Source organism: Cognatiluteimonas weifangensis, from assembly GCF_003416885.1.
Classification (GTDB): domain Bacteria; phylum Pseudomonadota; class Gammaproteobacteria; order Xanthomonadales; family Xanthomonadaceae; genus Cognatiluteimonas; species Cognatiluteimonas weifangensis.
Genome location: NZ_QVPD01000014.1, coordinates 1 through 11983 on the forward strand (window position 1 = coordinate 1; position 11983 = coordinate 11983).

The following is an 11983-nucleotide window of genomic DNA, read 5'->3' on the forward strand; positions in this document are numbered from 1 at the left end:
GGCCCGGCCTGTGCGGGACCGTCGGCGGCATGGATGCCGCCGAGGAGCCTACAGGGACGTATTCACGGCGTGTCCCGCACAGGCCGGGCCACCGGCTTCGCCCGCGGAGATTCCCGCACTTGCACTTGGAAGGATGTCTTCATGGCGTGTCCCGTACAGGCCGGGCCGCCGGCTTCCCCCCACGGAAGCTTCCGCACTTGAAGGATGTATTCACGGTGTATCCCGCCCAAGCCGGGCCGCAGCTTCACCCACAGCAGCTTCCGCACTTGAAGCATGTAATTACCGCATGTCCCGCACAGGCCGGGCCAGCGGCTTCCTTAATCCGATCCTGCGGATGCGGCTTGGGTTCGCGCCGGGGCGGTCGCATAATCAAGCGATGGACATCCATTCCGACAACCCCGCGCACGGCTTCCAGTTCCCCGGCGAGTTCGAGATCAGCGCGATGGGCGCGGCCGGCAGCGGCCTGGAGGAGCAGGTGCCGTCGCTGCTGGAAGCCGCCGGGCTGCTGGTGCTGCGCGGCACCGTGACCACGCGCGAATCCAGCGGCGGCAAGTTCGTCGCGGTCAAGCTGAGCTTCCGCGCGCAGTCGCGCGAGCAGTACGACGTCGCCCATGCGGTGCTGCGCGAACATCCGGAAGTGAAGTGGACTCTGTGACGTGGACGCCCTAGCGCGGCCGCATGCCGGCCTGGTCCGCGACCTCGGCCGGCAGCCCTACGAACCGGTGTGGCGCGCGATGCAGCGTTTCACCGACGAGCGCGGCGACGACACCCCCGACGAGCTGTGGCTGGTCGAGCACGAACCGGTGTTCACCCTCGGCCAGGCCGGCAAGCCCGAGCATGTGCTGGCGCCCGGCGACATCCCGGTGCTGCACGTGGACCGCGGCGGCCAGGTGACCTACCACGGCCCCGGCCAGATCGTGGCGTATCCGCTGCTGGACCTGCGCCGGCTCAAGCTCGGCGTGCGCGAGTACGTGCGGCGGATCGAACAGGCGGTGATCGACACCCTGGCCGAGTGGAACATCGAAGGCCAGCGCCGCGACGGCGCCCCCGGGGTCTACGTCGCCGGCGCCAAGATCGCCGCGCTCGGCATCCGCGTGCGCCGCGGCTGCAGCTTCCACGGCCTGGCCTTCAACATCGCCATGGACCTGGCGCCATTCGCGCGCATCAACCCCTGCGGTTACGCCGGGCTGCAGGTGACCGCGATGCTGGACCTGGGCGGCCCCGCCAGCCTCGACGCGGTCAAGCCGCGGCTGCTGGATCACCTGGCCACCGGTTTCGGCCTGCGCCTGCGCGCCGCGCCGCCGCCGCCCTGGGCCTCCCCCGCATCGCAAGTCGCCTGAGCGCGTGAGCGGCGCCCCGCCAGAACCCGGCGCCGGTGGCCGGCGTCCCCGGCGCAGCCACCGTTCACCCGACCCGCGGGCGATCCCGCTAGAGTGGACGGCGCAACTTCCGGCACTGTGCGGCGGTCTCACCGGCCCGCACCCTGAGTCCACCCCCACCGGCGGCCGCCCGCGGCCGTGAGAGCCTCGATGAAAGCCCATCCCGCCTTGCTGCTCCTTGCCCTGATCGCACCGCTGGCGCTGCTGGCGCGCGCCCCGGGCAGCGACCCCGGCAGCGCGCTGCCGGCCGGGCCCAGCGCCGACCAGGCCACCACCGCCCGGCTGGTGTACGGCCTGCTGTCCGACAGCCGCTACGCCTACCGTCCGCAGGCGCTCGACGACGCGCTCTCGCAGGACATCTTCAAGCGCTACCTGGAGGCGCTGGACGGCGGCAAGATGTTCTTCACCGCGCAGGACGTGGCCAGGTTCGCGCCGTATCGCACGACCCTCGACGACGCGCTCAAGAGCGGCAAGCTCGATCCCGCCTACGCGATGTTCGCGCTGTACCAGCAGCGCGTGGCGCAGCGTTCGGCCTATGCGCGCCACCTGCTGCAGCAGGACATCTTCGATTTCAGCGGCAACGACCGCTGGTACTACGACCGCGAGGACGCGCCGTGGGCGGCCGGCGGCGCCGAGCTCGACACGCTGTGGCGGCAGTCGGTGCGCAACGACTGGCTGCGGCTCAAGCTCGCCGGCCAGCAGCCGGCGGAGATCCGCAAGACCTTGGACAAGCGCTACGCCAACTTCGCCAAGGCGGTCGCCGAGCTCGACGGCACCGATGCCTTCCGCAGCTTCCTCAACGCCTACACCGGCTCGATCGACCCGCATACCGACTACTTCGACCCGCGCAGCGCCGAGCGTTTCAACCAGTCGATGTCGCTGTCGCTGGAAGGCATCGGCGCGCAGCTGCAGAAACAGGACGACGTGGTGGTGATCCGCGAGGTGCTGCCCGGCGGCCCGGCGATGAAGAGCAACCGGCTGCAGGCCGGCGACCGCATCGTCGGCGTCGGCCAGGGTGCCAGCGGGCCGATGGAGGACGTGGTCGGCTGGCGCATCGACGACGTGGTGGAGAAGATCAAGGGGCCCAAGGGCACCAAGGTCCGGCTGGACATCATCCCGCCGGAGGCCGGCCTGGACAGCACGCCGGTGCGCGTGGTGCTGGTGCGCGACAAGATCCGCCTCACCGAGCAGGCGGCCAAGGCCAAGACCCTCGACATCCCGGCGCGCGGCGCGATGCCGGCCAAGCGCATCGGCGTGATCGAGCTGCCGGGGTTCTACCAGGACTTCGCCGGCCGCCGCAGCAACAACGGCGACTACGTGTCCGCCACCCGCGACGTGGCGCGGCTGCTGGCGCAGTTCCGCGCGGCCAGGGTCGACGGCGTGGTGATGGACCTGCGCAACAACGGCGGCGGTTCGCTGACCGAAGCGGTGGAGCTCACCGGCCTGTTCATCGACAAGGGCCCGGTGGTGCAGGTGCGCGAATCCGGCGGCCGCGTCAGCGTCGAGAACGACCGTGCCCCGGGCGTGGCCTGGGAAGGCCCGCTGGCGGTGCTGGTCAACCGCGGCTCGGCTTCGGCCTCGGAGATCTTCGCCGGCGCGATCCAGGATTACGGCCGCGGCCTGGTGATCGGCGAGACCACCTTCGGCAAGGGCACGGTGCAGAACCTGGTCGACCTGGACCGCTGGCCGGCCAACGAGACGCCGCGCTTCGGCCAGGTCAAGCTGACCGTCGCCCAGTTCTTCCTGCCCGGCGGCAGCAGCACCCAGAACAAGGGCGTGGTGCCCGACATCCGCTTCCCGGCCTCGGTCGACGCCAGCGAATTCGGCGAGAGCACCTACGACAACGCGCTGCCGTGGACCCGGATCGCGGCCGTGCCGCACACCCGCTACGGCAACTTCACCCCGCTGCTGGCCAAGCTCGATGCGCTGCACGACGCGCGCATCGCCGGCAACAAGGAATTCCAGTGGTGGTCGCAGGACGTGGCCGAGTTCCGCGCGGAGCGGGCGAAGAAATACGTGTCGCTCAACGAGGCCGAGCGTCGCGCCGAACGCGACAAGGACGAAGCCAAGCGCCAGCAGCGCCAGGCGCAGCGCAAGGCGCTGGGCCTGCAACTCGACCCGCTTGCGGCCGACGCTTCGGACGACGGCCTGCAGGCGGGCGAGCGCGACATCGTCGCCGACGCCGCACGCGAGAAGGCGGCCGAGAGCCGGCCCGATCCGCTGCTGCGCGAGTCCGCCACGATCCTCGCCGACGCCACCACCCTGCTCGCCGGCAGCAAGCAGCTGTCGGCGCAGGTGCTGCCGGAAACCGGGATGGCGACGCGCTGGGCGGAGTAGGGGCCGGGAGCCGGGCTGCTCCCTCGGGAGCTTGGCTTCGGACGCTCTCGTCAGCCGGCGGCTCGGGTGCTGCGTCCGCCGGTGACGTCGTGGCTTCGAGGAAGGCCTGAAGCGTCGTCGTCATCCGTCTTCGAGTCGGGTGCGGGATCGGCTGCGGACGGAGTCGCCGCCCGGCGGGCCGGGGGGTGCTGCGCCTTCCTGACGACCTCCTGTCTTTTAGTCTGGGCGCGGGTGATGCCTGGCCTGACGTCGAGTCATGGCCTGGACTCGGGAGATCGGCTTCGGCAGGAGTCGCCGCCCGACGGGCTGGGGGTGCTGCGCCCTCCTGACGACCTCCTGTCTTTAAGTCGGGTCGTGGACCATCCATGGTCCACTCTCCGCACCCCCAGCCCGCCGGGCGGCGACTGCGCGAGACTGGAGGTTCGTCGCTTCGGCTGGTTGTTCCCACGCACGCCGACTCACTTGCCGGAAGCCGGTGGCCCGGCCTGTGCGGGACCGTCGGCGGCAGGGATGCCGCCGAGGAGCCTACAGGGACGTATTCACGGCGTGTCCCGCACAGGCCGGGCCGCCGGCTTCCCTCGCAGAGGCTCCCGCAGTTGGGAGAAAACCGGATTGAGGGTCGCTTGCGCAGGAATCGGATAGCGGTCGCTGCCCGCCGCCGTTAGGGTGTCGTCATGGACCAGCGCAGCCGCCGCAAACAAGCCACCAAGGCCGCACCCGGCAATGGCCTCGATCCGCGCCTGGACCGCGCCCGCGCGCTGCTGCACGCGGGCGAACCCACGCTGGCGCAGCTGGCCGCCGCGGTCGGCCTCAGCGCCGGCCACCTGCAGCGCCGCTTCCGCGCGCGTTTCGGCCTGAGTCCGGCGCAATACCTGGCCCAGCGCAAGCTCGGCGCATTGAAGACGGCGCTGCGCGCGGGCCGCGACGTCAGCGCCGCGCTGTACGACGCCGGCTACGGCTCGCCCTCGCGCGTGTACCGCGACGGCGCGGCGCGGCTGGGCATGACCCCGGCGCGGTTCCGCGCCGGCGGCGCCGGCGAGGACATCCGCTGGAGCCTGGTCGAGACCGCGCTCGGCACCGCGCTGGTGGCGACGACCCGGCGCGGCATCTGCATGGTCGAACTGGGCACCGAGGCGGCGGCACTGGAAGCCCGGCTGCGCGCGGAGTTCCCGCGTGCGCAATTGCAGCGCGTGGACGCCGGCCGCGACGAGTTCCTCGCCCCGCGCCTGCAGGCGGTGGCCGCGCGTCTGGCGGGGCGCCAGGCCGAGGTCCCCGTGGACCTGCTCGGCACCGCGTTCCAGACCCAGGTCTGGGATGCCCTGATGAAGATCCCGCTGGGCGAGACCCGCAGCTATGCCGAGCTTGCGGCGCAGCTCGGGCAGCCGCGCGCCGCGCGCGCGGTCGCCGGCGCCTGCGCCCGCAACCGGGTCGCGGTGGTGGTGCCCTGCCACCGCGTGATCCGCGGCGATGGCGCGCCCGGCGGCTACCGCTGGGGCTTGCCGCTGAAACAGCGGCTGCTGCGACGCGAGGCCGCGCAACGGCGCTGACCCCGGCGGATGCCGGCGAGGCGTGACCAACGGCGCTGCGCATCGCTGCCGGGATCGCGTACGCTGCGCGCTTGCCGCGTGCCCCGCGTGCGTCCTGCCGGTCCCCCGCCCATGCCTTCCCCCGCTGCTCCCGCCGCTGCCCCCGGCGGCGTCGCCATTGCCATCGCAATGGCCGCCGTCTACCTGATCTGGGGCTCGACCTATCTGGCCATCCGCTTCGCGCTGGAAGGCGGCTTGCCGCCGCTGCTGATGGCGGGCGTGCGCTTCGTGATCGCCGGCGGCCTGATGTACGCCGCGTTGCGGTTGCGCGGCGTGCCGGCGCCCACGCGCGCGCAATGGCGCAACCTGGCGGTGATGGCGCTGCTGCTGCTCGGGCTCGGCAACGGCATGGTGTGCATTGCCGAGCAGACGGTGTCCTCGGGCATGGCCGCGGTGGCGGTGGCGTCGTCGCCGCTGTGGATGGCGGTGTTTGCCGCGATCCGCGGGGATCGGCCGACGCGGGTGGAGTGGGTCGGCCTGGCGATCGGCTTCGCGGGCGTGGTCTGGCTCAATGCGGGCAGCAGCCTGGCCGCGTCCACGACCGGCCTGGTCGCGCTGGTGGTCGCGACCATCGCCTGGGCGTACGGCTCGATCTGGAGCCGCGACCGCGACCTGCCGTCGCCGTTCATGGGCGCCGCCGGGCAGATGCTGCTGGGCGGGGTGATGCTGCTCGCGGCCGGCGCCGCCATCGGCGAACGCGTGCACGCATGGCCGACGCCCAAGGGCATGCTGTCGGTGGCCTATCTCGCCGGCTTCGGTTCGATCGTCGCCTTCAGCGCCTACATCTGGCTGCTGCACCACGTGCGCCCGGTGCTCGCGGGCAGCTATGCCTACGTCAATCCGGCGATCGCGGTGGCGCTGGGCGCGTGGCTCGCGCACGAACGGTTCAGCGCTGCGGAACTCGTGGCGATGGGCGTGATCCTGCTGGGCGTGGTTGCGATCACGCTGGCCAAGGCCATGCCGGCGAAGACGCGGGCGCCGGGCGCAAGGGTTTCGCGGTGAGCGCGGCGCGGATCGACCGCCGCGGCTTGTGGGTGGCGGTCGCCTCGTTCGTGCTGTGGGGCGTGATGCCGCTGTACTGGCACCTGCTGAAAGCGGTGCCGTCGCTGCAGATCATCGCCCACCGCATCGTCTGGAGCGCGCTGCTGGTGGCCGGCTGGCTGCTGTGGAAGTACGGCCGCGGCTGGCTGCGGCAGACCCTGGCGATCCCGCGCGCGGGCTGGATGCTGGCGCTCAGCGGCACCCTGATCGCGTTCAACTGGGGCCTGTACATCTGGGCGGTCAACGCCGGCCACGTGGTCGAGACCAGCCTGGGCTACTTCATCAATCCGCTGCTCAACGTGGTGCTGGGCGTCGCGGTGCTGCACGAGCGGCTCAACCGGGTGCAGTGGACGGCGGTGGCGATCGCGAGCGGCGGCGTGCTGTGGCTGACCGCCAATTACGGCAGCTTCCCGTGGATCGCGCTGGCGCTGGCCGCTTCGTTCGGCAGCTACGGCCTGATCCGCAAGCTGGTCGCGGTGCCGCCGGTGCGCGGCCTCGGCGTGGAGAGCCTGTACCTGGTGCTGCCGGCGCTGGCGCTGCTGCTGTGGGGCGAGAGCCACGGCGACGGCGGCTTCGTCGCCCACGGCGCGGTGCCGGCCTGGGGCTGGGGCGCGGCGGCGCTGCTGGTGTTCGGTGGCGTGCTCACCGCGCTGCCGCTGATCGGTTTCGCCGACGCGGTGCGGCGCATCCCGTTTTCGCTGGTCGGGCTGCTGCAGTACATCGCACCGACCCTGCAGCTGCTGTGCGGGGTGCTGGTGCTGGGCGAGGCCTTCGACCGCGACCGCGCGATCGGCTTCGCCTTCATCTGGGTGGCGCTGGCGATCTACGCCGTCGACGGCCTGCTGCGCAATCGCGCCGCGCCGGCGCTGCCCGGGTAAGGCCGCAAGTTCCCGCCGCGGGCGCGGCCCGCGCCGCGCTCACGCCCCGCGCAGCGCGACCGTCACCGGCAGCCGCGCGGCGCGCAGCGCCGGGAACAGGCCGCCGACCAGGCCGATGCCCAGCGCCCACTTCAGCCCGGTCCACAGCAATTCCGGCCCGACCCTGAACTGGAACACGACCTGGCTGAAGTTGCTGCCCAGCGTGGACACCGTGTAGCCGTTGAACACCAGCCACGCGACCGCCGCGCCGAGCACGCCGCCGGCCAGCGCCAGCAGCATCGTCTCCAGCATCACCGACACCACCACCGGCAGGCCGCGGAAGCCGAGCGCGCGCATGGTCGCGATCTCGCGCGCGCGGCCGGCGACCGCGGCGTACATGGTGTTGAGCGCGCCGAACACCGCGCCGATGGCCATGATCGTGCCGATCACCGTGCCGAGGATGCGGATCAGCTTGCTCAGGCCCTCGGACTGCTTGGCGTAGTAGTCATGGGTGGTCAGCACGTCCAGCTTGAGCCGCGGGTCGCCGGCGAGCGCGGCCTTGAGCTGCTTGAAGCCGGCCTTGCCGGCGAGCTTCACCGTCACCGACTGGAACGCGCTGCGCTGGTAGGCCGGGCCGAGCACGTCGGCGTCCGCCCACAGTTCCGACTCGTGCGCGTCGCCGGAGGCGAACATGCCGACCACCGTCCACTGCTGGTTGGCGAGCTCCAGCTGCCTGCCGACCTCGAGCCCGGCGAACTGCGCCTGCGCGCCCTTGCCGACCACGAGCTCGCGCAGGCCGGGGTTGAAGCGGCGGCCTTGCAGCAGTTCCAGGTCGGGCCGCAGCTCCCACGCCGCCGGGCCGACGCCGCGGAACTGCACGTTGGCGTCGGTGCCGTCGGCCTTGCTCGGCAGGTTGACCACCTGCGACAGCTCCGGCGACACCAGCGGGCGGCCGTCCTTGCCGCGCGCGATGCCGGGCAGCGCGGAGATCAGCGGCACCTGGTCGCGGGCGATCACCGAATTGGTTTCCGCCTGCGAACCGCCGCGCAGGATGATCGCGGTGGTGTCGCTGCCGGTGCGGTCGAGCGTGGCCTTGAAGCCTTCGCCCATCGCCAGCATCGCCACCAGCACGCCGACCACGCCGGCGATGCCGATCACGATCACGCTGGAGGCGCCCCAGCGCTGCGGCAGGCCGGCGATGCCGATCTTCGCCGCGGCCAGCGCCAGCCGGCCGCTGCGGGTGAGCGGCAGCCACAGCGCGACCAGCCCGGCAAGCGCCAGCACGCCGGCCCACGGCAACGCGATCCAGGCGGCGAGGCCGGCCGCCAGGGCCAGCACCACGCCGACGTTGCCGAACCACTTCTGCGCACGCTTCATTCAGGCTTCTCCGCGAAATATCCAGCGCCGGTCCGGCGCCGCGCGCCGGGCGTTCGCCGAGGTCGCGCGGCGGCGGCGCGCAGGCAGCCCCGGCGCACCGTCAGCGCCCGGCCAGCGCATCGACGATGCTCAGCCGCATCGCGCGCAACGCCGGCAGCAGGCCGACCAGCACGCCGATCGCGACCATCAGCGCCAGGCCGACGGCCCAGGTCTGCGGCATCACCGTCGGCAGCTGCAGCATGCCGCCGCTGGCGGCGCTCACCATCGGCATCAGCGCCGCCGCGGTCGCCAGCCCGAGCGCACCGCCGAGCACCACCAGCAGCACCGATTCGGCCAGCACCAGCCACAGCACGCTGCGATTGGAAAAGCCGATGGTCTTCAGCACCGCCAGCTCCGGGATGCGCTCGCGCACCGCCTGCGCCATGGTGTTGCCGGTCAGCAGCAGCAGGGTGAAGAACACCGCGCCCATGATCGCGGTGACGATCAGGCCGATGTCGGCGAACTGCTTGGCGAAAGCCTGGTTGAAGGCCTGCTCGGTCTGGGTCTTGGTCTCGTGGTCGGAGTTGGCGCTGAGCGCATCGATTGCCTGCGCGACGCGGTCCGACGCCGACGGGTCCGCCACCCGCACGATGTACCAGCCCACGCGCCCCTTGACGTAGTCGTTGGCCTCGTCGAAGTACGTCCAGTGGAACAGCAGCTGCAGCTCCTCGCCGCGGCGCTTGGGATCGGCGAGGCGGAAGATGCCGCGCACGGTCAGCGGCCAGTCGTTGCTGCCCTGGCGCGGGAAGATCGTCGCCTGCAGCGGGACGGTGTCGCCGACCTTCCAGCCGAAGCGCTCGGCCAGCGCCTGGCCGACGATGGCGCCGGTGCGGTCGGCGTCGAAGGCCTTGCGCTGCGCGTCGGCCAGCAGGTACTCGGGATAGAGGTCGAGGTAGTCCTCGCTCACCGAGAAGTTGGGGAAGAAGTTCTTCGGATCCCGGTAGATGCCGCCGAACCAGGCCGCGTAGGCCGCGCGCTTCACGCCCGGTACCGACTTGATCTGCGCGTCCAGGCTGAGCGGCAGCATCTGCGTGATCGACAGCCGCGAGGCCACCACCAGGCGGTTGGCGCCAGCCACGCTGCCGCCGGAATTGAAGGCGACGCGCACCGAGTCGAGCATGCCGAACAGCAGGAAGGCCGCGACCACCGACAACAGGGTCAGCAGGGTGCGGGTCTTGCTGCGGAACAGGGCGGCCCAGATCAGGGGCAGGTATTTCATGCTGGAAGCTCCCGTCGCCTGCCCGTGCGCGGGCGGGCGTTCCGATTCACGCCGGTGCGACCGACTCGACCAGGTGGCCCTTGTCGAGGTGCAGGATGTGGGTCGCGTACTCGGCGGCCTTGGGGTCGTGGGTCACCATCACGACGGTCTTGCCGTGGGTGCGGTTGAGCTCCTGCAGCAGGCCCAGGATTTCCTCCGCCGAGTGGCGGTCGAGGTCGCCGGTGGGTTCGTCGCAGATCAGCAGGGTCGGGTCGGACACGATCGCGCGCGCGATCGCCACGCGCTGCTGCTGGCCGCCGGACAGTTCGGCCGGGCGGTGCCGGCCGCGATCGGCCAGGCCGACCAGCTGCAGCGCGATCTCGGCGTTGCGCCGGCGCTGCGCCGCCGACAGGTTGGTCAGCAGCAGCGGCAGCTCGACGTTCTTCTGCGCGCTCAAGGTCGGCATCAGGTTGTAGAACTGGAACACGAAGCCGACGTTGTTGCTGCGCCAGTGCGCGAGCTGGCCGGAACCGAGGCGATCGATGCGGGTGCCGCCGACTTCGATCTCGCCCGCGGTCGGCGTGTCCAGCCCGCCGATCAGGTTGAGCAGGGTGGTCTTGCCCGAGCCCGACGGCCCCATCAGCGCGACGAAGTCGCCCTGCTCAATGTCGAGGTCGATGCCGTGCAGCACGTCCACCTTTTCCGGGCCGCGCTGGTAGGTCTTGTGCAGGTTGCGGATGCCGACGAGGGCCATGCGCTTGCTCCGTGGCTGTCTGTCTTGGGGTTGCGATCGTCTCGTCCGCCATCCGCGCCGGCGCGGGGTTGGCGGCTCATTCGTTGCCGGCGTCGGCCGCGTCGGGCTGCACTTTCACCCGCGCGCCGTCGGCCAGTCCTTCGGGCGGAGCCAGCACCACCGTCTCGCCGTCGCCGACGCCGGCCAGCACCTCGCGATCCTCGCCCAGCGGGCGTCCGAGTTCCAGCGTGCGCCGCTGCGCGTGGCCGACGCCGTCCTTCAGGCCGGCGACGACGAACGCGACCTGCGTGCCCTCGCGCTCGACGATCGCTTCGGCCGGCACCAGCACCCCCGGCTTGCGCTGCCCGGACTGCGGCGGGGCTTTCTCCAGGAAACTCACCCGCACGCCCATCTCCGGCACGATCCGCGGATCGCGCGCGTCCAGCGCGATGCGCACCTTGACTGTGGCCTTGCCGCGGTCGGCGGTGGGGACGATGGCGATCACGTGCGCCGGGATCTTCCAGTCGGGATAGGCGTTGAGGACCGCCTCCACCGGCATGTCGGGCTGCACCCGGCCGATGTAGGCCTCGCCGACGTCGACCTCGATCTCCAGCGACTCCATGTCCACCACCGTGCCGATGCCGGTGCGGGTGAAACCGCCGCCGGCCGACAGCGGCGACACGACCTCGCCCGGCTGCGCCGCCTTGGCCACCACCACCCCGGCGAAGGGCGCGCGCACGATGGTGTTGTCGACGCCGTGCTCGGCGATGCGCAGCTGGTCGGCGGCGACGTTGGCGTTGCGTTGCGCAGTGGCGAGCTGCGCGCGCAGGGCGTCGCGCTGCGCGATCGCCTGGTCGTACTGCGCGCGCGACACCAGTTGCTGCCGGACCAGGTTCGACAGCCGCGACGCATTCGTTTCCGCCTCGCGCAGCTGCGCCTGCACGCTGGCGATCTGGCTGCGCGCGGCGCTGAGCTGGGAGGCGGCGAGGTCGCGCTGGGCGTCGGCGTCGATCGGGTCGAGCGTGGCCATGATCTGGCCGGCCTCCACGCGCTGGCCTTCCTCGATCAGCACCTCGCGGACCTTGCCGGTGATCTTCGCCGACACCGTCGCCATGCGCCGGGCGACGACGTAACCGGTGGCGTCGAGGACCGACGCCGCGACGGCACCGCCGGCGCCCATCGCCACGGCCGTCTCGGCGCGCACCTGCACCGGACCCGGCCGGCCCAGCCACCACCATGCGGCCAGCGCCAGCAGCAGGACCACGAGCGCGGCCACGCCGACACCCAGCCACAGGCCCTTGCGCGGCGGCGGCGGGGCCTTGCGGTCGATGCGCAGTTCCTTGAGGAGTTCGGCCGAAGCGTTCATGCGTCCTGTTGCCTGGGGAAAGCCCTAGTGTGCGGGTCCCGGAGGTGCCATTCCACCCGTTCAGCCTAGG

At 71.8% G+C, this 11983-nt stretch carries 10 protein-coding genes; 6 read left to right on the forward strand and 4 right to left on the reverse strand.

All coding sequences use genetic code 11. From position 1 onward, the window contains the following. The first annotated feature begins 376 nt into the window (after nt 1-376). The 6 genes from D0Y53_RS11295 (at nt 377) to rarD (ending at nt 7221) form a co-directional block, all read left to right on the forward strand. The gene (locus D0Y53_RS11295; protein ID WP_117203428.1) at nt 377-655 is read left to right on the forward strand and encodes a DUF493 family protein; all 279 of its coding nucleotides are present in this window, start codon (nt 377-379) and stop codon (nt 653-655) included. Between the two features lies 1 nt (nt 656). Then, nucleotides 657-1340 (forward strand): lipoyl(octanoyl) transferase LipB, encoded by a 684-nt coding sequence (gene lipB / locus D0Y53_RS11300; protein ID WP_117203429.1) that lies wholly within the window; start codon nt 657-659, stop codon nt 1338-1340. Between the two features lie 189 nt (nt 1341-1529). Further along, complete coding sequence (locus tag D0Y53_RS11305; RefSeq protein WP_117203430.1) at nt 1530-3716, forward strand: carboxy terminal-processing peptidase; 2187 nt, start codon at nt 1530-1532, stop codon at nt 3714-3716. Between the two features lie 674 nt (nt 3717-4390). Next, nucleotides 4391-5263 (forward strand): bifunctional transcriptional activator/DNA repair enzyme AdaA, encoded by an 873-nt coding sequence (locus D0Y53_RS13225; protein ID WP_117203431.1) that lies wholly within the window; start codon nt 4391-4393, stop codon nt 5261-5263. A gap of 111 nt (nt 5264-5374) precedes the next feature. Further along, on the forward strand, nt 5375-6304 hold the full coding sequence (gene yedA / locus D0Y53_RS11315) for a drug/metabolite exporter YedA (RefSeq protein WP_117203432.1): 930 nt from the start codon (nt 5375-5377) through the stop codon (nt 6302-6304). Beyond that, on the forward strand, nt 6301-7221 hold the full coding sequence (gene rarD, locus D0Y53_RS11320; RefSeq protein ID WP_233511764.1) for an EamA family transporter RarD: 921 nt from the start codon (nt 6301-6303) through the stop codon (nt 7219-7221). The genes yedA and rarD overlap by 4 nt, the downstream gene beginning before the upstream one ends. Nucleotides 7222-7260: 39 nt before the next feature. On the opposite strand, the gene D0Y53_RS11325 is transcribed toward rarD, so the two are convergent. From D0Y53_RS11325 to D0Y53_RS11340, 4 genes are all read right to left on the reverse strand, one after another. Further along, nucleotides 7261-8577, reverse strand: a complete 1317-nt coding sequence (locus D0Y53_RS11325) for an ABC transporter permease (RefSeq protein ID WP_117203433.1) — start codon at nt 8575-8577, stop codon at nt 7261-7263. Between the two features lie 100 nt (nt 8578-8677). Beyond that, a complete protein-coding gene (locus tag D0Y53_RS11330) occupies nt 8678-9835 on the reverse strand; it encodes an ABC transporter permease (RefSeq protein ID WP_117203434.1) in 1158 nt (385 codons plus the stop codon). A 46-nt stretch (nt 9836-9881) separates the two neighbouring features. Then, nucleotides 9882-10568 (reverse strand): ABC transporter ATP-binding protein, encoded by a 687-nt coding sequence (locus D0Y53_RS11335; protein ID WP_117203435.1) that lies wholly within the window; start codon nt 10566-10568, stop codon nt 9882-9884. Between the two features lie 76 nt (nt 10569-10644). Further along, a complete protein-coding gene (locus D0Y53_RS11340; RefSeq protein WP_117203436.1) occupies nt 10645-11913 on the reverse strand; it encodes an efflux RND transporter periplasmic adaptor subunit in 1269 nt (422 codons plus the stop codon). Nucleotides 11914-11983: the final 70 nt, after the last annotated feature.